This is a genomic window from Nostoc sp. UIC 10607 (genome assembly GCF_047228265.1).
Taxonomy (GTDB): domain Bacteria; phylum Cyanobacteriota; class Cyanobacteriia; order Cyanobacteriales; family Nostocaceae; genus Nostoc; species Nostoc foliaceum_A.
Genome location: NZ_JBIQNW010000027.1, coordinates 1 through 25,516, shown reverse-complemented (window position 1 = coordinate 25,516; position 25,516 = coordinate 1). Strand labels below are relative to the sequence as shown.

At 42.1% G+C, this 25,516-nt stretch carries 21 protein-coding genes and 1 pseudogene; 12 read left to right on the top strand and 10 right to left on the bottom strand.

The genetic code is table 11. The annotated features are described in order from the left end of the window. The first annotated feature begins 605 nt into the window (after nucleotides 1–605). On the top strand, nucleotides 606–737 hold the full coding sequence (locus tag ACEYW6_RS21220) for a hypothetical protein (RefSeq protein WP_412981301.1): 132 nt from the start codon (nucleotides 606–608) through the stop codon (nucleotides 735–737). Nucleotides 738–897: 160 nt separating this feature from the next. On the opposite strand, the gene ACEYW6_RS21215 is transcribed toward ACEYW6_RS21220, so the two are convergent. Then, nucleotides 898–1,689 (bottom strand): S-adenosyl-l-methionine hydroxide adenosyltransferase family protein, encoded by a 792-nt coding sequence (locus ACEYW6_RS21215; RefSeq protein WP_412981300.1) that lies wholly within the window; start codon nucleotides 1,687–1,689, stop codon nucleotides 898–900. Nucleotides 1,690–2,100: 411 nt separating this feature from the next. On the opposite strand from ACEYW6_RS21215, the gene ACEYW6_RS21210 reads away from it, so the two are divergent. The 3 genes from ACEYW6_RS21210 to ACEYW6_RS21200 all read left to right on the top strand — a co-directional run bounded on the left by ACEYW6_RS21210 (nucleotide 2,101) and on the right by ACEYW6_RS21200 (nucleotide 8,089). Further along, nucleotides 2,101–3,006, top strand: coding sequence for a hypothetical protein (locus tag ACEYW6_RS21210; protein ID WP_412981299.1), 906 nt, complete (start codon nucleotides 2,101–2,103; stop codon nucleotides 3,004–3,006). Nucleotides 3,007–3,020: 14 nt separating this feature from the next. Further along, a complete protein-coding gene (locus ACEYW6_RS21205; RefSeq protein ID WP_412981298.1) occupies nucleotides 3,021–4,967 on the top strand; it encodes an Hsp70 family protein in 1,947 nt (648 codons plus the stop codon). Between the two features lie 209 nt (nucleotides 4,968–5,176). Beyond that, nucleotides 5,177–8,089 (top strand): cation-translocating P-type ATPase, encoded by a 2,913-nt coding sequence (locus ACEYW6_RS21200; RefSeq protein ID WP_412981297.1) that lies wholly within the window; start codon nucleotides 5,177–5,179, stop codon nucleotides 8,087–8,089. A gap of 15 nt (nucleotides 8,090–8,104) precedes the next feature. Here the strand turns inward: ACEYW6_RS21200 and ACEYW6_RS21195 are convergent, their stop codons facing one another. Then, a complete protein-coding gene (locus ACEYW6_RS21195) occupies nucleotides 8,105–8,560 on the bottom strand; it encodes a pyridoxamine 5'-phosphate oxidase family protein (RefSeq protein ID WP_412981296.1) in 456 nt (151 codons plus the stop codon). Between the two features lie 248 nt (nucleotides 8,561–8,808). Between ACEYW6_RS21195 and ACEYW6_RS21190 the strand changes: the two genes are divergently transcribed. From ACEYW6_RS21190 to ACEYW6_RS21175, 4 genes and pseudogenes are all read left to right on the top strand, one after another. After that, nucleotides 8,809–9,237, top strand: coding sequence for an archease (locus tag ACEYW6_RS21190; RefSeq protein ID WP_412981295.1), 429 nt, complete (start codon nucleotides 8,809–8,811; stop codon nucleotides 9,235–9,237). 91 nt (nucleotides 9,238–9,328) lie between these two features. Beyond that, nucleotides 9,329–10,774: an RtcB family protein gene (locus ACEYW6_RS21185; RefSeq protein ID WP_412981294.1), complete on the top strand. Its 1,446-nt coding sequence runs from the start codon at nucleotides 9,329–9,331 to the stop codon at nucleotides 10,772–10,774. 401 nt (nucleotides 10,775–11,175) lie between these two features. Then, nucleotides 11,176–11,366, top strand: a pseudogene (locus tag ACEYW6_RS21180) (hypothetical protein). A gap of 571 nt (nucleotides 11,367–11,937) precedes the next feature. Beyond that, complete coding sequence (locus tag ACEYW6_RS21175; protein ID WP_412981293.1) at nucleotides 11,938–12,609, top strand: hypothetical protein; 672 nt, start codon at nucleotides 11,938–11,940, stop codon at nucleotides 12,607–12,609. Between the two features lie 18 nt (nucleotides 12,610–12,627). On the opposite strand, the gene ACEYW6_RS21170 is transcribed toward ACEYW6_RS21175, so the two are convergent. From ACEYW6_RS21170 to ACEYW6_RS21135, 8 genes are all read right to left on the bottom strand, one after another. Next, complete coding sequence (locus ACEYW6_RS21170; protein ID WP_412981292.1) at nucleotides 12,628–15,399, bottom strand: UPF0182 family protein; 2,772 nt, start codon at nucleotides 15,397–15,399, stop codon at nucleotides 12,628–12,630. A 225-nt stretch (nucleotides 15,400–15,624) separates the two neighbouring features. Further along, entirely contained in the window at nucleotides 15,625–16,740 is a 1,116-nt protein-coding gene (locus ACEYW6_RS21165) for a heavy metal translocating P-type ATPase (RefSeq protein ID WP_412981291.1), read from the bottom strand. Next, entirely contained in the window at nucleotides 16,631–17,800 is a 1,170-nt protein-coding gene (locus tag ACEYW6_RS21160) for an HAD-IC family P-type ATPase (protein ID WP_412981290.1), read from the bottom strand. Before ACEYW6_RS21160 ends, ACEYW6_RS21165 begins: the two co-directional genes overlap by 110 nt. Before the next feature lie 55 nt (nucleotides 17,801–17,855). After that, nucleotides 17,856–17,933 (bottom strand): YHS domain-containing protein, encoded by a 78-nt coding sequence (locus ACEYW6_RS21155; RefSeq protein WP_412981329.1) that lies wholly within the window; start codon nucleotides 17,931–17,933, stop codon nucleotides 17,856–17,858. 117 nt (nucleotides 17,934–18,050) lie between these two features. After that, nucleotides 18,051–18,749 carry a DUF305 domain-containing protein gene (locus ACEYW6_RS21150; RefSeq protein WP_412981289.1) on the bottom strand — a complete coding sequence of 233 codons (699 nt, stop codon included), beginning with the start codon at nucleotides 18,747–18,749 and terminating at the stop codon, nucleotides 18,051–18,053. A gap of 550 nt (nucleotides 18,750–19,299) precedes the next feature. Then, nucleotides 19,300–20,466: a hypothetical protein gene (locus ACEYW6_RS21145; protein WP_412981288.1), complete on the bottom strand. Its 1,167-nt coding sequence runs from the start codon at nucleotides 20,464–20,466 to the stop codon at nucleotides 19,300–19,302. A gap of 401 nt (nucleotides 20,467–20,867) precedes the next feature. Continuing rightward, entirely contained in the window at nucleotides 20,868–21,323 is a 456-nt protein-coding gene (locus ACEYW6_RS21140) for an EVE domain-containing protein (protein ID WP_412981287.1), read from the bottom strand. Nucleotides 21,324–21,428: 105 nt separating this feature from the next. Further along, complete coding sequence (locus ACEYW6_RS21135) at nucleotides 21,429–22,073, bottom strand: class I SAM-dependent methyltransferase (RefSeq protein ID WP_412981286.1); 645 nt, start codon at nucleotides 22,071–22,073, stop codon at nucleotides 21,429–21,431. 128 nt (nucleotides 22,074–22,201) lie between these two features. Between ACEYW6_RS21135 and ACEYW6_RS21130 the strand changes: the two genes are divergently transcribed. From ACEYW6_RS21130 to ACEYW6_RS21115, 4 genes are all read left to right on the top strand, one after another. After that, nucleotides 22,202–23,860 carry an ArnT family glycosyltransferase gene (locus ACEYW6_RS21130; protein WP_412981285.1) on the top strand — a complete coding sequence of 553 codons (1,659 nt, stop codon included), beginning with the start codon at nucleotides 22,202–22,204 and terminating at the stop codon, nucleotides 23,858–23,860. 77 nt (nucleotides 23,861–23,937) lie between these two features. After that, nucleotides 23,938–24,405, top strand: a complete 468-nt coding sequence (locus tag ACEYW6_RS21125; protein ID WP_412981284.1) for a MarR family winged helix-turn-helix transcriptional regulator — start codon at nucleotides 23,938–23,940, stop codon at nucleotides 24,403–24,405. 5 nt (nucleotides 24,406–24,410) lie between these two features. Then, nucleotides 24,411–24,686: a hypothetical protein gene (locus ACEYW6_RS21120; RefSeq protein ID WP_412981334.1), complete on the top strand. Its 276-nt coding sequence runs from the start codon at nucleotides 24,411–24,413 to the stop codon at nucleotides 24,684–24,686. A gap of 119 nt (nucleotides 24,687–24,805) precedes the next feature. Then, on the top strand, nucleotides 24,806–25,516 hold a 711-nt coding region (locus ACEYW6_RS21115), incomplete at its 3' end, for a methyltransferase domain-containing protein (protein WP_412981283.1).

Here is a 25,516-nt window from a genome sequence, read left to right as displayed (position 1 = left end):
ACCCTGATAACTAACTCCCCTGGTTGGCTAACACCCACTGGGGGGTTTTTTTGGCTTATACGCGTAGGGGCTTGTGGTTAAACATTGCCCTAGCATTTCCTACCCACGTTGAGATGCACTACTACTCTTGTTCTACTGCTGGTAGTAGACCTGGAGTATCCTCCTGTTGCCAGGATAGAGCATAAACTGCTCACTCAACTCCTGAATCGCTTTCTTTTTATTGTGAGCTAGAGATGCCACACTAAAATGATTGCTATGATATTTAATCACATTCTTAATTTTTTTTCTATATTTTGGCGTTTAACTCTTTGTCTGCCGGCAATTACTGTTTTGAACTTCAATAAATGTGACATTAAGTAACGGCAGTCGTTACAACGGGGTGAACCAAAACGGTTCAGTTAAGAAAGTTATCAAGAACTGCGGCAGGCTGCGCCAACGCGTTTAGAGCAAGGGTTTAGAACAATAGCACTAAACAAGAGTTCAGTAGCTCCAATTCATAGTTTTGCTGCTGAAGGTGCATATGTCTTTATTACTGGTCGCCGTCAAAACGAACTTGATGCGGCAGGCAGTTAAGTGGAGAAAACGTCACTGCCATACAGGGCGATTTGTCAAACCTCGCAGACCGCGATCGCCTCTACGCCACAATTGAGCAAGAAAAAGGAGGCATCGATATTCTGCCAATGCAGGCTGGGGAGAATTTGTCCCTCTTGGCTCAATACGCTTGGGTTAAGGCTTAACTCTTTGTCAAACAAAGTCAATTTTTTAACGAACCGCTATATTACTGGCATTGAATTGTTCGTCGATGGCGGTGTGACACAAATCTAATCGTTTTTGGTCAGGGTAACTCAAGTAAAGCCAGCCCGCACTCAGCCACAGACAGAAGCCAACTACCCGATTTTAGGCAATTCGAGTTACTTGCTGATTCACACGGGGACGACCAAAGCGCTCCCAAGCACTCCCTCCTCGCAGAAACAACTCTAGGAAGCGCAATGGTTCTCCTGAATCGCCTCTTGACCAACCGGAACTACCAGGAGCAAAGGCCAAAGTTCCTTCAGACACCTTGAAGCTGCCATCAGAATACACTGCATCACTCACTACATCTCCAATCCGGATCACGATCTTGGTTTGAGGCTCCAAGTTCAGTGTATGGGCCCCAATAGTTGTTTTGATGTTGCCGTAGCCATCAATCCAGGCAATTCGATCTGGTGGAACATCTGGGATTTGCTCACTCTTAAGGCTATCTCCCAAAAGGCTAAAATCTTCACTCATAATGGCAGCCGCAGCCGGAGGAAACACATCCCGTGAGCGAAATTGCGATCCACCACGAGAAACGTTGACCACTCGCAACTCCTTTGTATAGTCTTTGATAAACGAGAGGGTGTAACCTGCATTCACACCCACTACTTTTACACCATTGGATAAAAGGGCATAAGTTAGTCCTTCACCTTCATTATCTCGACGGGCTTCGGGATCATCTTGACGAGGTGCACAGTTATGATAAATTAGGCGATCGCTAGGGCCTGGGTTGAGTCCCAGTTGGGCAATCCAAAAACCCGTTGCCAATGTACTAAATGCTGGAACCGAAAGCAAATGAATTTGGGCATGAGGAAAAGCCATCAGCAGACGTTGTGTGACTTCTGTAAATGCCGGATCTCCTGTACCGTAGTCTGCAATGACGCAGATAAACATTTTGCTTCTCCTTCTGATGGGTAGTAATTTGCAATCAATGGTTAGACAATAGGTGGCTTCAAACGCGCCAGTGAATCCAAAACAGATCCCCCCGCCTGCGGCGACCCCCTTAAAAAGGGGGTAAAAAAGGTTTATGAGCAAGCCTTTTTAAGGAAGGTTGGGGGGATCTTCAAAATATTAAAACGTTAACGGAACTGTATTGTTAGTTAATCTGCCTCATCAGCAGTCTAAATGTGATCTCAACTATATGCAATATTTCTACATAACATTGAGCGTAATTTTCCAGTAAAAAGATGCTGGAACCATGCAACTCAGTTAATCACATCAGTCATCATGTGATTACAGGGTGAAATGAGCAGTTGTCAGTTCATTTCACCACTATTTAGTAACCTTAAAGTCTTAGCCAACGCAATGAAAACAATAACTTCACTTTTTAGCGAAGAACGCAACCAACTCCAGACAGATATTGATAACACAACCAACATTGAGGAGATAGTTAAGTTGGTTCAGAATCGACTTGATAATCTCGAAAGAATTTACATTGAAAAGCTTAATTTAGCTCAAGTTCGTCTGGCTTCCTTTTTCCTGGATACGCTGCGGCAGTCCATCGCCACTCTTGCTGCGGCTAACTATTCTCAAATTGCTCCAACAGAGCAAAAGCAATTTACTAACTCAGGTACAAAGTTTTTTTCCAGCAGATTAATTCTGAAACTACTAAAGGGACTAATTTATATAGGCATCTTAGGTTCGTTATTCTCCTTAACTAAAACTACCCCAAGTGTATGGATGGCTATCTTACTAACCTCTCTACTTATAGGAGTAGAAGTTGTGCTTCAACTCGACTTAAACAACCAGCAAAATTCTATGTCTTCAGAGCTATTGGAATTACCTAAACCTATACTCCGGGTTGATAGCAAAGTATTTTTAGATCATCTTGGCGATGCTCTTAACACTATCGACCTAGCAGTAGCTAGAGTAGAAGAATGGAATAAACATGAAGGCGATCTAGCAATAGAAGAACTGCCAGAGCTATTGAATTTTCTGCAAAGGCTAATGGGCGCATCAAAACTTGATAAACCCCAAATGGCTTATGAACTTGCCAAACTTCTGCCACAGATTTTAATGTCTCAGGGAATTAACGCTCAAATTTATCGACCAAATGACCCTCACAGCGATCGCGAGTATTTTGATTTCGAGCCAAGTATCGACCCCGATACCAAAGATCACGTAACTCTAACTCCTGCTTTGTTGAAAGGCGATCGCTTGATTAGGCGCGGTAGGGTAATTGAGCCAGCATATTCCTCTGCTAGAGAATAATAGACAATAAAGGTATGGAAATTTTAGAAACAATCGGTTTTGATTTGGGGCACGGTGAAACGGCTGTAGCTAAAGCGATCGTGGAAAGCATCGACCCCCCCCAGATGCTGGAGATTAACAACAAGAAGAACCAAATTACAGCCCTTGGTTGGCATCCTAAACTCGGTTATCTTGTCGGCGAACAAGCATTAATTCAAGCTGGCGTTACCCAACTGACAATTTCTTTCAAGCAAAAACCCAATAACGATCCCAAATATCGGGAAACAATTAGCACTTTTGTGGCAACCTACTACCGCCTTTTGAAAGAAAGCAAACAACTTGAAGGTGGGGAAGGTAGCTATTTTTACATTGGTTGTCCTTCAGGATGGTCAGTTAGCGATCGCACCGAATACCAAAAGCTGCTTCAAGAAGCTGGTATTCCCCAACTAAATGTTGTACCCGAATCGCGGGCTGCTTTCATGCAAGCCAAGGAAGCCGGGAAGTTGGAGTATGACAAACTTGTTGCATCAGTGCTAATTGTCGATATTGGTTCTTCAACCACAGATTTTACTCTGGTTAAAAGCTTAGAAGAAATCCCGATAGATTTCGGGAGTAATACTTTAGGTGCATCCCTAATTGACAAAGCTATTTTTGCCCGGACTCTCGCCAACCACGAACAAAAAGCATTACTCGAAAAAGTATTTAAGGAATATCCGCATCACCAAGCTCGTTGTGAACTTGCTTGTCGTAAAGCTAAAGAAGATTACTTTTCTAATGAACAGCTATACAACGATCCTGAATCCTTTGCGCGTGGCTTCGAGTCGATTAATGAACAGATTTATTTTATTCCCCAAGTAAATAAATTGATGATGGAGGAAATTTTAAACCAACCCTTACCGGAACTGGGGCATCATAGTTGGGTGCGATCGTTTCACGACTCTTTAAAGGAGGCGAAAGAAAAGCTGGAAAAACTTGGAATTGTGCCGAAACTTGTGTTGATGACTGGCGGTGCATCTCGCATGAAGTTCACGCACGTTCTTTGTCAAGAAATGTTTCCCGAACCAGAAACGCTGCTTCGCCCCGATCCAGAGCCGGAACGCTGCATTGCACTGGGTTTAGCAAGAGTAGGACGATGGGATCTGCGTGCTGCTGCTTTTAAAGAAGAAGTCAACAAACTATTTACCTTGAACAAGCTTAAAGGTTTGATTGAAAAGCATATCCCGGAGTTAATCGAATCACTAACTAAGCCTTTGACAGAAGGCTTGATTGTCAATGCAGTTAAACCAAGTTTAAAAGATTGGCAAAAAAACAAAATACGAACTTTAGCAGATTTGGAAACATCTTTGATCAGTCGTGCAGAACAGTGGCTCAAAAGCGATGCCTCCGGCAACGTCTCCGACGAACGCGCTGTGCAGATAATTAATCATCAATGCGCTTCTTGGTTTAGCAATAAAATCCAACCCGATTTAGCTGCACAAACCGATCCAATATGCCGAAAGTTTCAGATACCTAGAAGCAGCTTAAGGTTTCAGGATAGCATTGATCCAAATTTTGTTAACCCAGAGCTACGCATTGGAGATGCTATCCTGGCTGAGACAGTGGGCTTTATTGTCAATGTAGTAATTGGTGGAGGCACTGTAGCTAGCATCATCACTCTCATCCTAACTGGACATTTAACCTGGCCTATTGCACTAGTATATGGAGCTTCGGTGATGGCAGCAGGAATGGAGCTAAATCGCAAGAGTGTTCAAGAAGTAATCAAGACAAATGTCGATGTACCTAGTTGGGTTCGTTCTAGTTTTTTGAGTGACAAAAAAATCGAGGATATGTGTGAGCAAATAAAGCCTGAGTTAGAGAAAGTTCTTCAAGAACAACTGACAGCAGATCAAGAGGCTTTTGATAAACTGATTAGCAAAGTTGAACAAGGGCTTCAAAAAACCCTTTCTACCAAAGTACAATCTTGCATAATTCTGATTCAATAGCAGTGATATATGCCCGTAAAAAATTCTGACCGCATCGTCTAATTTCTATTAATCGGTAGCGTAACCAGAGTGCTGGCATAATGCAAAAGTCAGAATTTTAGATTTTTTAAATAACGTTCATCTACTCAATTTTAGGTATATCATTCCAGATACAAGCGCAATCAAGCAATCAAGTTATGTGATTGAATGCAGCACAAGGTTTGGAAAATATGGTATCGTTCCATCAACCAGTGTGGGAATTGTCCATTGAAGGTGTCTATGAATCACTAGGAACCACTATCAATGGCTTAACTGAATATGACGCAGCGCAACGATTTGAGCGCTATGGTGCAAATGAACTGCCAGAAACTGCTCATCGGCCAATGTGGCTCCGCTTCACGGATCAGCTAACCCACTTTATGGCACTATTGCTATGGAGTGCGGGAATTTTGGCATTCTTGTCCAACACACCTCAACTAGGTTGGGCAATCTGGGCTGTCATCTGGATCAACGCTATCTTTAGCTTTTGGCAAGAATATCAAGCAGAACAAGCACTGGCGGCATTGAAAAAAGTATTGCCAGTACAAGTGCGCGTATACCGAGATGGGCAATTGAAGCAGATCCCAGCACGAGAGTTAGTTCGGGGTGATGTGATGCAACTTGAAGAAGGCGATCGCATTTCTGCCGATGCACGCCTAGTTTCTGCTGATAATCTATACGTGGATGTTTCGGTACTCACGGGGGAATCTCTACCAGTTACTCGTAATCCTGACCCTGTAAATCCCCGCCAGGTCGTACCAATTCGTGCTGGCAAAACCTTGCTACATCCTGGGGAACAGCCTTTGCAAGAGCAGGTTCATCCAGCGGAAATCGCTAATTTGGTATTAGCAGGCTCTAGCGTCTCATCGGGGCGAGGTGTAGCTGTGGTCTATGGAACTGGTGCCCAGACGGAATTTGGACAAGTCGCACACCTGACCACAATGGTGCAGCGAGAACCCAGCACCTTAGAAGTACAGGTTGCCCAGATTGTGCGCCTAATCACAGCGATCGCTTTGAGCATGGGTGTGATTGTGTTCTTTCTCACTGCCTGGTTAGTAGGTATGGAGGTGAAAGAAAGCTTCATTTTTGCGATCGGGATTATTGTGGCGCTAGTTCCTGAAGGATTGCTACCAACCGTCACCCTGGCATTGGCTATGGGAGTACAGCGCATGGCACGACGCAATGCCTTAGTCCGTCGCCTTTCTGCGGTGGAAACTCTCAGTGCAATCACAGTCGTTTGTACAGATAAAACGGGAACTTTAACCAAAAATGAAATGACGGTACGTCATTTATGGGTTCCCTCACAGCAGCAAGGTAGCAGCGAAAAACCCACAAACAACAAGTCAGTTTCCCCTTTGCTAATTGAAGTTACAGGCGCAGGCTATGACCCTACAAACGGTAAAGTTGTCATTCCTGAACATGTTGCCGCCTCCTGGCAGTTGCGTTTGTTGTTAACCGGCGCTGCTCTTTGTTCTAATGCTCGTTTGATTCATCTCACTGCACCCAGTCGTTGGCAAGAAATTGGTGATCCGACGGAAGCAGCTCTTTTGGTTGCTGCGGCAAAAGCGGGATTGAACCTAGAACGACTGCAACGTCAGTTTCCTCGCTTGCGGGAAATTCCTTTTGATTCTCGTAGACGGATGATGACGGTGGTGCTGGACTGGCAATCTTCACAGTTGTGGGCAAATGAATTTCCCTATCTCGGTTTCACCAAGGGAGCGCCACTGGAAGTATTGCGACACTGCCAGTCTATCCTCCGGGAAGGAACAGTTCAGACTCTAACTCAGCCTGACCGGGATATGGTGGTGAGAGCAAATGATGACTTGGCCAGACAGGGATTTCGGGTACTGGGAGTTGCAGCTCGTCCCGGTGATGAGCAGTTGCTAAAGGAACAAACACAGGAGTTGGAGCAAAATCTGATCTTCATTGGTTTGTTGGCGATGTTTGACCCCCCACGTCCAGAAGTGAGAGACGCGATCGCTCGTTGCCGTACAGCCGGGATCAAGGTAACGATGGTGACTGGAGATTATGGACTAACTGCCGAAGCGATCGCCCGCAATATCGGCCTCGCAAACGAGCGGGTGCGGGTTGTGACTGGTGAAGACATGGGTCATCTTTCGGATGCTCAACTGCGGCAAATTTTGCAATATCGTTCCGGCTTGGTGTTTGCTCGGATGTCTCCTGAACACAAGTTACGGCTAGTACAGGCTTACCAAGACTCAGGCGAAGTAGTAGCTGTAACCGGGGATGGCGTGAATGATGCTCCCGCATTGCGATCGGCCAATATTGGCATTGCTATGGGCATGAACGGCACTGATGTGGCAAGGGAAGCGGCTGATATTGTTTTAACCGATGATAACTTTGCTACCATCGTGAGTGCTATTGAGCAGGGTAGAGCAGTTTATCAAAATATTCGTAAGTTTATGACTTACATCTTGGCATCTAACGTGGCAGAGTTAGTACCTTTCTTGGCAATGGTAGCCTTGAAAATTCCACCAGCCTTGGTGATCATGCAAATTCTGGCAATTGACTTGGGAACGGACATGATACCTGCATTAGCACTTGGTGCAGAACGTGCAGAAGCAGGCATCATGCTACGACCCGCTCGTGCCAAATCTAAACCCCTGCTTGATCGCTCCTTACTGTTGCGTGCCTATTGTTTTCTGGGATTAATCGAGGCTGCTTTGGGTATGTTAGCTTTTTTTATTGTTTGGTGGAGTAATGGTTATGGACTTGCCGAATTGCAAGCTATTACTCCCAGTATTTTGTCTCACTCGGCAGATATGACTACAATTGCCATTTATACCCAAGCCACTACCATGACATTAGCAACCATCGTTGCCTGTCAAGATGGAAACGTTTTTGCTTGCCGTTCTGAACAAACCTCCATATTTAGGTTGGGGTTCTTTTCCAACCGTTGGATCTGGTTGGGTATTGCTATAGAATGGTTGCTAATTCTGACAATTATTTACATCCCTCCTCTGAGACATATCTTTGGTACTACACCTCTGACTCTCTGGCAATGTTTGCTATTGCTAGCCTGTCCCCCTATCCTGCTGGGAGCAGAGGAATTCCGCAAAGCAATTTTTCTTCGTAGGCGATAAATATTTTTCAATTCCCTAGCGCTTCTCGAAACGTCCACTTTTTTCTAATAGATGGATACAAAAAATAACAGTTTGAGGTAAGGGTTCATAAGGCTTGCCTTGGAGAATCTGTTCTTCAGTATGGGAGAGGTTAATGGTGGTGCTGACAATTAAGGGCAGAATCCTATCTACAAGCTGTTTAATTGCCTGATTGGCTTGTTCTTCTTGGAGTTCTTCATATCTACCCCAAGCAATTACACTTTGCCAGTTAGCTAAATTTTCAACCTGTTCAACCTCAAAGCAAACCTCTGGATTTTCACGCATCATCTGAATCTTCAAGCCATTAGCACTATGGCAAATAATCCGCTCTCCATCATAAGCATAAGTAATAGGCACGATGTAAGTTCTATTGCCAGAATGGCAACCGATACGTCCTAGCACTTGAGAGTGTAGGACTTGCTCAATTTGATCTAAACTCAGTTTGCCTAGCATATTTAATAAAACCTCAATGAATTGATTAGCTTTGCATTACTAAGGTTGTTCACCCATCATTTTCATCCCTGAACAGATTTCTTAGTTTTAGATTATTGATATAATGTGAGATTATTGTGGGACTGACTGAAAGAATTAATTTTTGTTCGTCAAAGTGAATAAAAACATTCAAATTAGAATTTTTACTTTTCCTTTTGTTAGTTTTTAGTTGTAGCCTCTAACATTTGCCAATAAATTCTGTAAATGTTATGAACAGTCCAAATTTTCTCAATTCGGCAGGCTTTGAGGAGGTTGAACATACAGCTGACTGGGCTTATCGCGTTTGGGGACAAAATTTAACCGAGTTATTTATCCAAGCTGCGATCGCACTTTATACATTAGCTGATGTCCAGTTAGCCTCAGAGTCTGCAATTAAGCGGAAAATTCAACTCCAAGGGGTTGACCATGTAAGCCTATTGGTTGCTTGGTTGAATGAACTTTTGTATCTACACGAGAGTGAAAACTTAGGATTTAACCAATTTAAAATCCTGCATCTCGATGTCCACTCTCTAGAGGCGGAAGTCACAGGCGCTAATGTTCAAAATTGGAATAAATTCATTAAAGCAGTAACCTATCACAATCTCTCTATTCAGCAAACAGAAACAGGATTGGAAGCTACATTAGTATTAGATGTTTGAATTGGTCATTGGTCATTAGTCATTAGTTAATTCCCCATCTCCTAATCCCCAATTCCCAGTCCATTACCAAATCCTCAAATTAGGAGGGGATATGGTCAATAAACAAGATTTTCGCCGCATTAGTGACTATTTGTGGGAAATTCCTACGTCGTTTCATCCAGATATGAAAGTTCCCGTCTGGATTTTTGCTGATGAGGAAATTCTCGAAGATGCTTTGGGAGATTTATCAGCAACTCAAGCTGTTAATGTTGCCCGTTTACCTGGGTTAGTAGGTCATGTAGTCGTTATGCCTGATGTTCACCAAGGTTATGGAATGCCGATTGGTGGCGTGATGGCAACACGGGTACCTGGGGGAATAATTTCACCGGGAGCAGTTGGTTATGATATCAACTGTGGTGTACGTGTTTTGACATCTGCAATTGAGTATGAGAATGCCAAACCTTATTTAAGTAATCTGGCAAGTGTCCTTTACCGCAATTGTCCTAGTGGTGTGGGAGAAAAAGGCAGTGTCCCCCTGACAAGTGAAGAATTAGACCAAGTATGTCAACAAGGCGCTCGTTGGGCGCTGACTCAGGGATACGCCCAAGCAGAAGATTTGGAACGCACGGAGGAATTTGGTTGTCTGGAAGGAGCAGACCCAGATGCTGCTAGTAAGCGGGCAAAAGAGCGAGGTAAAGGTCAACTAGGAACTTTGGGTGCGGGTAATCACTTCCTAGAGGTGGATGTGGTGGAGAAAGTATTTGACTACGAAGCGGCGGAAGTTATGGGTTTGCACGAACGTTGTTTGGCGGTTCAAATTCATTGCGGTTCTCGTGGCTTTGGGCATCAAATCTGCACCGATTATGTACAGGATTTGCAATTTGCAGTCATCCGCTATGGGATTGATTTACCAGACCGAGAGCTAGTTTGCGCCCCAATTGAATCACCAGAAGGACAAGGCTATCTAGCAGCGATGAAGTCAGCCGCTAACTATGCCTTTGCTAACCGCCAAGTTTTAGCATGGCATACGCGGCGGAGTTTTCAGGAGGTGTTTGGTACACAAAACTCTACGCTACGCCAAGTTTATGATATTGCTCACAACATGGCCAAAATTGAAACCCACGAGATTGAGGGAGAAAAGCTGACAGTCTGCGTCCATCGTAAGGGAGCAACGCGAGCATTTGGCCCAGGATTTGCGGATTTACCTGCGGAATATCGTTCTTTGGGGCAACCTGTTCTCGTACCTGGTTCGATGGGTACGCAGAGTTGGATTTTATTAGGGACACAAGCAAGCGATCGCCTTTCCTTTGGTTCGAGTTGTCACGGTGCGGGACGGGTGATGAGTCGTCATAAAGCCAAGCGAGAAATTAGAGGCGATCGCCTCAAGGGTGAACTTGAACACGAAGGTATTAGCATCCGTGCTGGTTCCATGTCTGGTTTAGCAGAAGAAGCACCCCAAGCATACAAAGATGTCAGCCGAGTGGTAAATGTAGTCAGCCAAGCAGGAATTGCCCGTAAAGTGGCGCGTCTGAATCCCGTTGCTGTAGTCAAAGGATAAAACATAAACTGAAGAGTCTAGTTGTGTTCAACCAGACCCTTCAGCTATCACTGTCTATTCTATACAAAGGTTTCCTCCATAAAAAACCTGGGTTTACATGTCTCGCAGACTCCTCACTCGAACCTCCCATCATTGCATCTTCCTAGATCCTGGTTTGGCGTTACTCTTACTTCAGCTTTTAGTAATTTGTGTTGCCACTTTGTCTGATCTATGTTAGAGGTTCCCTGCGATCAATCTCACTTATATATTAACATAGTTTTATCGTATGAAGGACATTTTTTTGTTTTTCATCTATTAGAAACAACTACTTCAAGTTAGACATTAAAAATAGGCTAGCTTGCTTGTTTATGTTAAAAATCTCATAATCAGAAGATAGTTATAACTTTTAGTAGATATTAGGTATGAGCAAAGAAAATATGGATGTTTTAGAACCATTAATCGATAAATTGGCATTAGCTGCAATCTTAAAAATTCAAGAGCGAAGATGCCACAAAAAGCAGAAAATTTGCGAAATGATTGGCAATACAAAACTTCAGCCAAGCTGTGGGATAAAGCTGCCAGACAGATAGAACAGATAAATGTTGATGTGTGATGAGATGGTCAAAATCGGTAATTATACTTTAGTAGAACTGAAAGCTAATTATTTAATACAAGTATTAAAATCTCCATGACTAGCCATTCGTTTTATAACTTTTGGTATAAGCCTTTTAGGATATGATTTCTGAATCAAAGGCTCTTACTTTAGTATGTAAAGGTGACTGTTAGTTATAAACACTTTCTCGTTATGCAGCGATAATTTTTTTAAGTTTTTACCCTCAATTATTACAATTTAAATTTTACTCAAAAGTTATTCAAATTCTTTTTATATCTTCAAGATATAAACGCCAAACTTAAAATTCTAGCTACCAGTATAACGACAGTCAAAATAATACAGGTTAACTTGATTTTATGTTCTGACCATACTAAGGTAGCCAATCAAGAATATGATGAAAGCAATTTTTTTACAAAAGTATGTGACAGTCAAAAGTATTTTCTGCACCTGATTTTGTTTATTTATACTATTTCTAGTGTCTAGATTATATTTCGGATATTTCTAATTAATTTAAAAGTTTCTTGTTCCAATTATCTATATCAACAATGAAGTACATTATAAGAATATTAGTATGACTACTCAAGAACTCCAAAGCGATCAAAAACCACCGATATCTCCACTTCCACCTCACAAATGGTGGCAATGGATAATAGTTTATCCAACTATTATTACTATATTAGTTGGAGCGATAGATAACTTTGTCCCGATGATACAAGCCTCTTGGGCAACAAAAAGATTCGTCGGTAATTCTGAAGAAGCCACAGGAATAATTCAACGAAGAAATAATTTTATTGCACATCTAAATTGTAATACAGATTTAACCTACTATCCTCTAAAAAAGACATTAGTTAAAGTTGGATTGCAATATTGTCCAGATGGTGCTCTCTTAGTAGCTATCCAAACTCCAACGAGATACCCTATTTATCACTGGATTGAAAAATCTGAATTGGACTTACAAAGTTCTTTCGATAAATATAAAATTAATTGGCAATCTACTGAAATTTTTATAAATTCTGTAGTTGCATCCGACATAGAAAAAAATAAGCTCAATAATAAAGAACATCAATTTTTATCAGAACAAGATGGAAGAGTGATTTGTCAGAAACAAATTAACAATGACCAAATTCTTAGAAGAGTTGAAATAAAACCGAATCAATGTATCGATGAAATTGTAGATATCAACACTGGGAAAGTTATTAAGCAAACACCTTTAGATTCTTGCGATAGTTCTTGCAACTCATAACTCAAAAAACGTGACATTTCAAGATTTACTACCCTGATTCAATTTCTCTAAAATATCTTCCAATTCTTGCTGATAACGTCCATATTCAGCCCAATTACCTTGACGCAGTGCTTCCTGCGCTTTTTGATAAGTTGCCAACGCAGATTTCGCTAAATTTGATACTTCTCCAGGTACGGGACTAGGTACTGGCTTCTGTTCTTGAACGCCACCGAAGATTTCTGCTAGAGATTGTTCTAAAGTTTTTTCCATCACCACAGCTTTATCATAGGCAACAATTACCCGCTTCAATTCAGGTAATTCACCCTGTTCTGCCCGCAGATATACTGGCTCGACGTAGAGTAAAGATTGGTCAATGGGAATCACTAACAAATCTCCGCGAATTACTTTAGAACCTGCTTGACTCCATAAAGTAAACTGCTGGGAAATTTGCGGTTCCTGATCAATTCGCGCTTCAATTTGCCGAGGGCCAAAGATTAGTTTTTGTTTGGGAAACTCATACAACAGCAATTTACCGTACTCCTTGCTATTGGAACGCGCTGCCATCCAGGCAATCATATTGTCTTTGTTGGCAGGGGTGAACGGTAAAATTTGGATAAATTCTTCATTCGCTGCTCCTGGTAAGCGCATTATCATATAATAAGGCTGCATGATATGTTCATTGCCTTCATAAGTTTCGGTAGGCAAACGCCACAAGTCTTCCCGGTTGTAAAATAATTCCGGGTCGTTCATGTGGTAGACAAGATACATCTGCGTTTGGATTTTGAATAAGTCTTGCGGATAACGAAAATGCACCTTCACCTCAGATGGAATTGCTGAGTTGGATGTAAATAGGTGAGGAAAAATCTTTTGGTAGGTACGGAGTACGGGGTCAGTTTCATCGACGACAAAAAACTGCATTGTGCCATCGTAAGCATCAATTAATACTTTAACCGAGTTGCGAATATAGTTGACATCACGGTCTAGAATCTGTTCGATATTCCCACCTTGAAAAATTTCGGTAGCTTTGTGAGTCTGGGCTAATGGTTCAGAATAGGGATAGCGATCGCTTGTTGTATACCCATCCATAATCCACTGTAATCTACCATTAATTACTACTAAGTAAGGATCGCTATCTAAGTGCAGAAATGGCGCAACATGACTCACCCTTTCCTGAAGCAATCGATAGTAATGGATACGCGACTGTTGATTAAAGTAATTGGAAATTAAAATCTGAAGGCTGCTCAAGTCGTAAGCATAAGCTAGCCTGTGCCACATCGTTGGTATTGGTACGCCGCCTTTACCTTTGTAGTTAGTATAAGCATTCCCATCCCCTAAAGGATAGTCAAACTCTTGAGTTTTTGTACCAGTAAAAATATAGTTATCAGTTTTTTCGCCATAATAAATTGCCGGCTGGCTCACCTGTAGATCAACCTTAGAGACTGGGGGAATATCTTTGATATACAGTTCTGGTAAACCATCGGAGGTGACTTGATTAACTGGACTCATCACCAAACCGTAGCCGTGGGTATATTTCAAACGCTGGTTAACCCAAGTTTTAGCCTCTTGGGGTAACTGAGAATAGGCCAGTTCCCTTCCTGATAGCATCACCTGTTGATAATTGCCATTCAGGGTATAGCGATCTACATCCACACTCTGAAATTGGTAATACAGGCGCATCTCCTGAATTTGGCGGTAGGTACTCAGAAGCGGACGGTAGTCCCATAAGCGAATGTTGCGGATAGTTGGCTGATTTGACTGCAAAACTTGGCGATTCAATTGGCTTACGGCTGTATAGTTTTGCCTTTGCACATCATGCAAATGATAGGCATTCTGGGTAAATCTGATGTTGTTGGCGATGTAGGGCTTTTCTTTAGTTAATTCGTTGGGTTCAACGATGAATTGTTGGACAAACCAAGGGTAAACACCGTTGAGCAACACTAAAGCCATAAAAAATAATACAATTCCCGACATAGGTAAGGCAGAACTCCTCCGCCCAATCGAGAGAAGCAACAGAACTGCTACTAGTAACGCAATGATACTTGTCACCGAGTAGGCAAACAACCGCGCGTGGACATCTGTGTAACCAGCACCAAACACAACGCCATTGCTTGAATAAAGCAGGCTGTAACGTTTGAGCCAGAAATCAACGGCAATCAATGCAGCGATTCCCGCCAAGAGCAAACTTAAATGGTTTTTGGCTTTACCATTCAGGGTATTTCGTCCGTTAGACTGTCGTAGTATAAAATTGTCTTTGAGGAAATAAACCAGAAAAGATACTATTAGCCCCCAGACAAAAGCGAATAACAACCAGTTCCGAATAGCTTCGTAAAGCGGTAATTGGAAGACATAAAAGCCAATATCCTGTTGAAATATCGGATCGCGATCGCTTCCACCGGGGCGTAGCCCTTCGCTAAAACTAGTAGGATGCAGATACTTAAGAATAGTTTCCCACACAGAGGTACTAGCACTTGCTGCACCAAACCCAATGAACAAAATCAACACTAAAGCCATGAAATTGGCAAATTTATCGGTATAGTCTACCAATGTGCTGTCTTCAAAAAAGCGAAAGGAACTATGCCGAGTGTGGTGCATAGCAATCTGATAGTTTATCCAGAGAAAAAGGGTATAAAAAGCAAAGGTGACAATCGAAGTGAGAATTTGCCAAGTTAACCTTGTCCAAAATACTTCCGAAAAACCGACAGTATCAAACCACCATATCTCAGTTAGAATATGCACCAGTGTTTTAGATAGAGACAGACCAATAATCGCAATCAGGATGATGAATAGAATGCCTCTCTGTTTCAGGTTCATAATTTTATCTTCCTTGTAGCTAAAAAGCTATTTATCAAGTAAATCTAAAGGTTGGTAATTAGGTGAAATGGGAACAGTAAAGATTACCAGCGTCTTCCTGAAAGGATATTTTGGCGGGCGATTGCCACTAGTAGTTACCGGATTGATAATTGTGTTCATGAAGCATAGAACTCTTTCCCCAACGTAGTTAGCGATGAGCTACGCTCCAACCTAAGCGATCGCAATTCAACTTGTTGATAATTTGAATCCTTTCAACAGCGATGAATTAATAATCACTGACAATGAACTCAAAGCCATCGCAGCTGCGGCAATAATTGGGTTGAGTAAACCGAAGGCAGCAATGGGAATGCCAATGGAGTTGTAAATAAACGCCCAGAATAGATTTTGTTTAATTTTGAGCATCGTGGCACGAGATAGGCGAATTGAGGTGACAACATCCCGCACATCGTTTTTCACCAAAATGATCCCGCCTGTTTCCTTGGCGACATCTGCACCAGAACCAATCGCAATACCAATGTCAGCAGTTGCTAAGGCGGGTGCATCATTAACTCCGTCTCCCACCATTGCCACAACTTCGCCTCGTCGTTGAATATCTTTAACGACTTGGGCTTTATCACCGGGTAATACCTCAGCAATTACCTTATCGATTCCCAGTTGACGGGCGATCGCTTCAGCAGTACGCTGATTGTCTCCAGTGAGCATAACGACTTTGACTTTTTCTCGCCGCAGGGCAGCGATCGCTTCCTTGGCTTCAGGTTTGATGGTGTCCGCTACTGCTACAATCCCCATCAGCAGACCATTACAACCAACCAGCATGGCTGTTTTACCATCAGATTCCAGACGAGTCAATATCTCTTCTGTTGCCGGATTTATCTGATAGCCTTGCTCGCGGAACAAGCGGCGATTACCAAGTAAAATCCTATCTCGATTGATTTCTCCCCGAATCCCCTGTCCGGGAATTGCCTCAAAATTACTCACTTTGGGAATATCTAGCATCTGATGTCTGGCTGCTCGCACAATTGCTTCACCCAAAGGATGTTCTGAACCCGCTTCTACCGCCGCCGCCAACCGGAGAATTTCATCCTTTGGGCGTTCTGCCAAGGGTACAATATCGGTAACACTAGGCTCACCACGAGTCAAGGTGCCAGTTTTGTCGAAAATTACAGTAGAAAGCTTTTCAGCTCGTTCTAAAATTTCACCACCCCGAATTAAAATCCCGCCTTCTGCTCCTTTACCCACGCCAACCATCAACGCGGCGGGAGTAGCAATACCCAAAGCACAAGGACAAGAAATAATTAACACAGCAATAAATGCCAGTAAAGCTTGCGGGAAATTTCCCACTAATAACCAACCGAGAAAAGCAAGCAACGGCAACTCCCACAACCGCAGGGACAAAATAACCCGTCACTTTATCCGCCAACCGTTGGACTTGAGCCGTACTTGTCTGGGCTTCCTCCACAATTTTGATGATTTGAGCCAGAGCAGTTTCTGAGCCGACACGAGTCGCTTGGAAACTGAACGCTCCTGTTCGGTTCAAAGTACCACCAATCACCGCAGCCCCGCTTTGCTTCTCCACTGGTAGTGACTCCCCTGTCAGCATTGACTCATCCACAGATGAAGATCCATCCAGCACAATTCCATCCGTTGGTACTTTTTCTCCTGGACGGACAATAACGGTTTCGCCTACCATTACTTGCTCTGCCGGAATATCCATCTCCATGCCGTCTCGGATGACTCTGGCGGTGGCAGGTTTTAAATCCAGAAGTTTGCGTACTGCTGCCGATGAGTTCTTTTTGATAATTTCTTCCATATACTTGCCTAGTAAAACAAAGGCAATGATGACAGCAGAAACTTCAAAATAAACGTCGCGCTCTTCAACTCGGACAGGCAGAGCATTAGGAAAGAAAATAACTGCCACACTATAGAAATAGGCAACGCTGGTTCCTAAAGCAATCAGGAAATCCATGTTGATACTGCGGCTTTTGATGGCATTCCACGCTCCTACATAAAATGACCAGCCACCAATAAACTGTACAGGTGTAGCTAAAATGAAAAGCCAGACTCCCCAGGTGAACCAGGGTAGAGCAGAAATTGGCACCCAACTTAAGATACTTACACCTGCTGCTAGTCCCAAAAATGCAGCCGCTCGCAGAATTGCTAAAAGCAGTACCCCCGTCATGGCAACGGTGACGCGAGTCCGCATTGATTTGAGTTCCTTCTCAGGATCTAAAAATGTGTTTAAGCAAGTTTGGCTGCAAAAATAGTAAGTGCGTCCACCCCGTTCTGTCTTCAAGGATGTGACTTTAGCTACTGTCATGCCACAGATAGGATCTTTCGCCATCCCACCTTGGGATACTATGTTTGCGTGTCTATGTCCGTGATGCTCGTGAGTTCTTGCCATCTTTGAATGAACTCCTTCATCCTGCTGGTTGTGATTCAAAAGTATGCAGGCAAGTCTAGCTGCAAAAATAGTAAGTCTGTCCGTCTCGCTCGGACTTCAATGCTGTAGCCTTTTCTACAGTCATGCCACATATTGGATCTACAGCACTTTTGTCACTATCTTATTGACGTTTGTGTCTAAAAAAATTCCACATAATTGACCTCCTTTAGAGCAGATGTCAATCGTCTCAGTTCAAAAATCCCTCTGGAATTCAACTTGCTTCGGGGTTGGATTTATACCAAGCCTGATACCATTGCTGCATCTGGTTAATTTCAGCCGTTTGAGTTTTAATGATGGACTGAGCTAAGTTACGAATTTCTGGTTTGGTAGCTTTTTTAATAGCCATCTGCGACATCATTACAGCCATGCGATGATGAGGAATCATTTGACGGATAAATTCTTTGTCGAAATCTGCTGCATTTTTCAATGCTGCCAAATCTACATTCATACCTCTCATGTTCTGGTTCATCGGCATTTTCATCATACCTGGGTTCATCTGTTGACACATACGCTGATGCATTGCCATCATTTCTTGATGAGTCATGGCTGTTGCAGGTACATCTTTCCCGTACCATGCCTTGTACCAAGTTTGCATTTGTTGAATTTCGCGGTTTTGGTCATTTTTAATGGCTTGAGCTAGTTTTTTGATTTCAGGATGTTTAGCACGCGTTAAAGCTAGATTAGCCATCTCCACTGCTTGCTGATGGTGAGAAATCATCATTTTGATGAAATGCTGATCAACCTCACCCATCATCCCTTGTTGAGAAGGAATAACCTGAGCAGATGGGTGATGAGTATTCTGTTGTGAATTTGGAGACTGAGCTTGCGTGTTATTGATGATTAAAAATCCTCCAACAGCACCAGTACTCAATAACCCTATAAGACGATAAATCAAATTTTTGTTCTTCATAACTTCACCTCTTTGAGTGAATGTAAACTTAATACTTTGTTTTTATAATTGAAATTTGTTGTCATTTATGAGGAAGTTGTGAGTATAAAGCAGTTTTATTTGCCTTTTCTCCTCATTAATTAATTCTTAACTTCAATTATCAAATCTCTACTCAAGTGGAAAGTTCAGTTGCTGCTACAAAACTTTACTTATAAAACCTAACTCTTGTTTAAGTTATTCGTTTGACAGGAGTCTACATCTCTAGCTTTTCATTTCAGAATGAAATCAAGATGAAATGTCGTTTTATATCAATGTTTGTTTACAATGCGATCGAGTAGGTAACTCAACACAACAGAGTGCGTTTGCGTAGCGTGCCGTAGGTAATCGCGGCAGGAAGCAGAGGGCAGTTTTCGGTAAGATCAGCTGCCCTCTGTCCCCTGTCTTTCTTGATATATTAGAAAATCAACGCTCAAATCATCGCTATATCTACAATTGAAAAATTGGCTCTTATTTTTCTTTTACCAGAATGATTAAACAAAACTAAGACCATTATTAGAAACGTACTGACCCATTAATAGCGAAATACCGCAGCTAACGGTGTATCATCTGGCATATCTTCCGATTCAACCGCATAGACAATACCGCCATTCAAGATAGTCTGAGTTGCAGCCAAATCTAATAACTCTTCATCGTTAGGTTCTGCATTGGGATGCACCTGAACCGTTTGGGTATCTGAGTCAAAAGTACCCCATTGCTGCTGATTGAGAGCGACAATTAACTTGTCAACGCGTCCCTGAGAAGCCGCTGGAATAGTTTCGGTAATTTGGCTGGAGGCTTTTCCAGTTCCCAACAATTCCCTGTATTGAGCGATCGCCTCTTGCTGTGCTTGTAAAAAGTAAGGTTTTACTATTTCCCAGGCTTGGGTGTGTAATTGCTCTAGTGACAGTAGTTCTGGATTGCCTGTTATACCAGCATCTATAAGAGAAGCATAAGTATTTGCTTCTCGATAAATCGGCAAGAGATATTCGACTCCAGCCAGCACCAAAGGAGCGTGTTCCTCTTTTAGTAACTCCTGCAACGCCTCATTTACCCGATGAAAGTACAGGCTGAGATTTTCTTTTTCATCCTCATCACCAGCACCATGACCGTGAAATACAGTAACTCCACCAGGAGCGGCGCGTCTTCCACCTACTGCTCCTGGAGTGCCTGTATGGGAAGGGGTTTGCCGTTCTGGCTCCTCAAACCGCAATACTTCTTCCAAACTTGGCAACACACCAGTCAGATCAATCTCTTCAATGTGATGGTGCGTACCTTCTAATAGGCGAATCAGATGATGGCTGAGAGCAAGAACATAGAAATGTCCATCGCTATTAAAGAGGGGAAATAGAGGTTTAAGGTAAAAACGGTCACTAACAATTGCTAATTCTGCAAAATCTATGGGTAGAGAATAATACCGCAACAAGTCCTGGGAGCGGAAGATTGCTAAACCATCACTTTGATGCTGCCAAAATTCATACTCATCTAGTTCTTTGACTGGTTCGAGTAAGTTGTTAGCATCTTCAGAACGGCAACCATGTTCAATCAGGCGTTCTTCAGCTTCCCGAATTAAATTCCTAAACCGGATTGGGTTCTGTTGCGTGTCTGACCCTGCATGGTAAGTTGGTAGAAAAATCGATACACAAATAGTTCTAGGTTGCTTTGCCAGTTTTTCGAGTTCCGCTATAGATAGTAATTTCATTCGCTTACCTCCTGTTTATAGAGGGGGAGCCACAAAAACTCCTATTTTCCTCATAACACTCAAACTCCTTGATTGGGTCTAATTTTGAGTTCGATGAATATAGTTATAGACATAACAATATGAGGAACTCGTGAAGAAAACTTATCTTCACCGTGACCTTTACCCTTAAGTGTGAAAACATCGAAATAGTAAGGGTTTTAAGCCACGATAAATTTTCAAAAATTTATCAACTAGAGAATAGGATTTTAATTTAGGGGGAAGTGATCGCTCTTTGGAAAAAAGATAACGGTAAAAGTCAGGTTTTGCTTCTGTTCGGGTATCATTATCAGTCACCTTGCACCTAGTATTTCTGAATTATCTCTCAGTCTTAAAACTGGGATGCTCCCTTAGTAATATTTCAACTAGGAGGTTTTCATCGCCAGAATCTTCAGGGCTACTGCTTCAGGGACAGGCATTACTGATAACCTATTTCCTTGTCTCACCAACATTAATTCCTCGGCGCTAAACTCTTCTTTGAGTATTGATAGCAAGATCGGGTTAGAAAAAGTCTCAACAAATTCTACTACAACTGTTTGCCACCGAGGAGATTCGGAACTTGATTTCGGATCGTAATATTTACTTTCTGGCTCAAACTGGGTCGGGTCAGCAATATCTTTTTTCACTACACGCATTAGCCCAGCAATACCGGGAGGATTAGTGCTGGAGTGGTAGAAAAAAGCTAAGTCTCCTTCATCCATTTGGCGTAAAAAGTTGCGAGCTTGATAATTACGAACACCGTCCCAGATAGTCTCGCTCTGCTGTTGAAGGTCAGCAATGCTATAGGCTTCTGGTTCTGATTTCATTAACCAATAATTCATCTACACAAATGATCTATATACAAATAACAAGGGTCTTTAACAAGGGGCAAAATCCCCTTGTCTTTGAGATAATAGCTGGATTTACGCCGTGCTGTACTAGTGAATTTAACTGCGGTAAGCTATAACAGCATAAAACGGGTCTCCTCCCGCTGCACCCAACCACTGTAAGATATTCGGTAATGTTGATTTATGAGCTATAACTTCTGCGGTTGTAAATCCTGGAACTGATGCGAAGTAAGCTTTGACTAATTCCACTCGCTGCGCTTCTGAAGCCTCCCGCCAAGCTTGAATCGCTTTTTCAAAAAACATGCGGTTAGAAAAACTGATAATCGCAACACCGCCGGGTTTCAGGATGCGGTAAATTTCGGAAAATACTGCTTCTGGATATTGCACATACTGCACAGATACACAATTGAGAACAGCATCAAAATCTTCATCTGGTAAAGGTAGCTGCGGTTTTTCGTTAAGATTTTGTACAAAGTAATGATTTAAGCGGGGATTACGTGCTAATTCCTCAGCATTGAGTCCGTGTCCTTCCACATGGTCAAACTCCATCTCTTCTGGCAGATGAGACACCCAGCTGCTCATCATATCAAAAATGCGGGTGTTGGGTTTCAGGCGATCGCGGTATAAATCCGTTAGCTGTTGAATAAATCCTTCATCAACATGGGTGACGAAGCGAGGATAGGCGTAGAACAGTTTATCGTCTGTGTCATCTAATTTCAGGCGCTGATTCGGTCTTAACTGCATAAATCTCTGTTTTGGAGTACTGTTTCCGAAATTTGCGGCAATTTCAGATATTTTTTCACAAACACTATGTAACATATTTTAATAACAGCAGGATACCTAAATAGCAGTATTCAATTTTTATCAATTCAATGTTATATAAACTACACTTCTTACAGCATATTTGGCGACAAATCCGCCTAGTCGCATCATTACCCTATTTTAGTTTGTTAGTTTGGATACTGCCCTTATTACTATTTACTTCTGGACATAATAGCCTGATGGCACATGATGAAGGGCTTTACGCATCACGTGCCCGTCTGATGTTTGATTCTCGTAATTGGATAGCTCCTTGGGAAAGAGCACATCATAAAACTCCTGGCCCTTATTGGTTAATTGCCAGTTTTTACAAGCTGTTTGGTATTAGTGATACTAGTGCGCGTCTTCCTAGTATGATTGCTGGCATTTTTAGCTTGTGGCTGGTGTATGAAATTGGCAAAATTATGCTAGGCAAAAAATTAGGTTGGCTAGCTGCTGCAATTTTAAGTGTAGAATTTCTCTGGCTGCAATATTCTCGCTTAAGTACACCTGATGGGCCAATGATTTTCTTGGTACTTTTAGCTATTTTGTCTGTAATAAAAACAGAATTATATCCTAAATCTCGCTATTTTTGGAGTTTTCTAGCTGGTTTAAGTTTAGGTTTAGGCTTCTTAGTCAGAAGCTTTATGATTTTTTTGCCAATAATAGCTTTATTACCTTATTTAATTTGGGAACATCGCCGTCATCGTCATCTTACTAACCCAATTTTATATTTAGGCTTTTTCGTAGGTTTAATACCTACCTGTATTTGGCTGTGGTTAAGCTGGCTGCACTACGGAAGCCAAAGTTTTGAGGAGTTACTCAAGTTTGTTGTACAACTAGGTTCTGAAGAACGGGAGTCTAATGGGCTACTATTCTATGTCTGGAATATTCCTGTAAAAGTATTTCCTTGGGCTTTTTTCGGACTTTTAGGTTTATTTTTAACTCTCCGTCGTCCCATTCCTCGTTACCAGTTAATATTAGTTGGCTTTCCACTTGTTTTATTTGTAGAAATTAGTATTTTTAGCACTCGTTTATCTCACTATAGTCTTTGCCTTTATCCGTTCATCGCTTTGTTTGCATCTGTGGGTTTAAACTGGCTAGGCAATATTTACCAGACAGGAATTCCCCCACAATTCCCTCTTCAAAAAGGTAAAGTAAATGCATTAAATCTTTTTGCAAAGAAGAATATTCCCCGAAACCTCAGTTATGGCTTGGGTGGATTAGGTGTTTTACTTGTTATAGCGAGTATTGGCATTTTTAGTTGGGGTAGTTCTGATATCCGCAAGTATGCAAGTATTGGTTTGGCTATGGGCTTGGGTTGGTTAATTTTGCCTGTGGTGTGGATTGCTCGTTACCACTTTGACAAAAAGTTTCTCACAGCGCGTTATTGGATTGCAGGTTGGTTAATTCCCTGTTGGCTGGCTTTGGCGGCTATAGGTAGCATTGGTCTGTTAAGTGACTATAACCCTGGTTTGAAACCTTTTTTACAACAAAGTGCGATCGCTTCAATTCTCCAATCTCATCCTACCTATTATGTGGATATAGACGCTAAAACCAAAGTACTGCTTAATTTCTATCTTCCTACTCGTCCCCAACCAGTAGCCTCTATTTCCCAAGTACCAGCTTTGAGCTATGCTTGGATCTATGCTGACCAGTCCTCTAAATTATCTCGACGTCACCGCATTATCGGTACAGTCAAAGAGTCCCAGTTAATTCAAGTTCTTCCCTAAGATAGATGTAAAGCAACTATTGCTAAAAAAAATCGTTCTAGCTATGATAATAGTACGTATACTAAGTATTTTGCTAAATGGTTTCTACATCTAATCCCTCCCCAGCTTTAGATTCGTGGCAGCAAAATCTGGCACCATACAATTTGGGCTACAGAATCAAATTAGTCTCACAACTGCTCAGTCGCAAGTTTACTGAAAGGCTAGAACCGTTTGGACTTACCCCATTTCACTGGTTGGTGTTGTGCTGTTTGTGGCAAGAAGATGGTTTACCCACTTCTAGTATTGGTGACAAACTCAAACAAGTGGGAGGGACTTTAACAGGCGTACTAGATCGGATGGAAGAACGCGGCTTGGTGCGTCGAGAACGTGACACTCACGATCGCCGCATCTGGCGAATTTGGTTAACGGATGCAGGTAAGGAACTAGAAGTTGTCTTACCACCAATCGCCGCAGCCGTTCGTGATGAGGCCATGGATGGTATTTCCTTTGCTGACCGGGAACTGTTTTCCCAAATCTTGAATCGGGCGATCGCTAACCTCTCCTAAAGATAATGCCACAATCACCCATCCAAAAAGAACCAATTGTTACTTGGGAAGCACTTCCAGCCGACTTCATTTTACCTGACGATCCAGTGGAAAATATTCAACAACCTGCGATCGCTGCTGCGCTTACCGATGCTTTGGGAAGCACAGGACGCATCCAACCTCAAATGCTGATTGGCTCTAATTTGCTGTTGGGGAGCAGCGAACAAGCCCAACAAGAACGCCAACGCGCTGAACAGGAAAGCCAACTGCTGAACAAGAACGCCAACGCGCTGATATATTAGCAGCTAAGTTACGTGAGCTAGGTGTTGACCCTGATGCGTAGGCGTAGCCCGTCGTAGACATCGCATAACCTAAAGGGATGCTGGGAATAATAATTTTGGGACATCAGCACCAAAATTCTATGAAACAGCAAAAAAATCAATTCAGCCATCTCACTGCGATCGAAAGAAGTTATCTGTCATATCCTGCACAGCTTTTATTAAATCAAAACCTTCTCCAAGGCAAAATACTAGACTTTGGTTGTGGCTTTGGTAATGATGTTAAAATATTGCGCCAAAAAGGTTGTGATATTACAGGCTATGACCCTTATTATTTTCCAGAATATCCTGATAATAAATTTGATACAATAATTTGCTTCTATGTTTTAAATGTTTTATTTACTGAAGAGCAAACGAATGTTCTCATGGAAGTATCACACTTATTAAAACCAGGAGGCAAAGCTTATTATGCTGTAAGAAGGGATATCAAAAGAGAAGGATTTCGAGAACATTATATCCACAAAAAACCGACATATCAATGTATTGTCAAACTTCCCTTCCTTTCAGTTTGCTTAGATGAGCATCGGGAAGTATATGAATATGTTCACTATAATCATCAGCGAAATTCATCTAATTATTGTATATTTTGTAATCCCCATAGAAATCTAAAATTATTAACTGAATCAGCAACGGCTTATGCTATTTTTGATGGCTATCCAATAAGTAAAGGTCATGTTTTGGTTATTCCCAAACGTCATGTTAGCAGTTATTTTGAACGTAAGGATTCAGGTGGCAGAGTATTGACAAAGGGAACACTTGAGGGGGAATATCACAAATATGAACCAAAACCTGCC

Coding starts and splice junctions, on each gene's coding strand:
- ACEYW6_RS21205 (WP_412981298.1), top strand. CDS start 3,021: ATGGAAATTTTAGAAACAATCGGTTTTGATTTGGGGCACGGTGAAACG.
- ACEYW6_RS21160 (WP_412981290.1), bottom strand. CDS start 17,800: ATGGCAAGAACTCACGAGCATCACGGACATAGACACGCAAACATAGTA.
- ACEYW6_RS21215 (WP_412981300.1), bottom strand. CDS start 1,689: ATGTTTATCTGCGTCATTGCAGACTACGGTACAGGAGATCCGGCATTT.
- ACEYW6_RS21145 (WP_412981288.1), bottom strand. CDS start 20,466: ATGAAATTACTATCTATAGCGGAACTCGAAAAACTGGCAAAGCAACCT.
- ACEYW6_RS21175 (WP_412981293.1), top strand. CDS start 11,938: ATGACTACTCAAGAACTCCAAAGCGATCAAAAACCACCGATATCTCCA.
- ACEYW6_RS21135 (WP_412981286.1), bottom strand. CDS start 22,073: ATGCAGTTAAGACCGAATCAGCGCCTGAAATTAGATGACACAGACGAT.
- ACEYW6_RS21120 (WP_412981334.1), top strand. CDS start 24,411: ATGCCACAATCACCCATCCAAAAAGAACCAATTGTTACTTGGGAAGCA.
- ACEYW6_RS21185 (WP_412981294.1), top strand. CDS start 9,329: ATGGTCAATAAACAAGATTTTCGCCGCATTAGTGACTATTTGTGGGAA.
- ACEYW6_RS21140 (WP_412981287.1), bottom strand. CDS start 21,323: ATGAATTATTGGTTAATGAAATCAGAACCAGAAGCCTATAGCATTGCT.
- ACEYW6_RS21190 (WP_412981295.1), top strand. CDS start 8,809: ATGAACAGTCCAAATTTTCTCAATTCGGCAGGCTTTGAGGAGGTTGAA.
- ACEYW6_RS21170 (WP_412981292.1), bottom strand. CDS start 15,399: ATGAACCTGAAACAGAGAGGCATTCTATTCATCATCCTGATTGCGATT.
- ACEYW6_RS21130 (WP_412981285.1), top strand. CDS start 22,202: ATGTTATATAAACTACACTTCTTACAGCATATTTGGCGACAAATCCGC.
- ACEYW6_RS21125 (WP_412981284.1), top strand. CDS start 23,938: ATGGTTTCTACATCTAATCCCTCCCCAGCTTTAGATTCGTGGCAGCAA.
- ACEYW6_RS21200 (WP_412981297.1), top strand. CDS start 5,177: ATGGTATCGTTCCATCAACCAGTGTGGGAATTGTCCATTGAAGGTGTC.
- ACEYW6_RS21210 (WP_412981299.1), top strand. CDS start 2,101: ATGAAAACAATAACTTCACTTTTTAGCGAAGAACGCAACCAACTCCAG.
- ACEYW6_RS21150 (WP_412981289.1), bottom strand. CDS start 18,749: ATGAAGAACAAAAATTTGATTTATCGTCTTATAGGGTTATTGAGTACT.
- ACEYW6_RS21195 (WP_412981296.1), bottom strand. CDS start 8,560: ATGCTAGGCAAACTGAGTTTAGATCAAATTGAGCAAGTCCTACACTCT.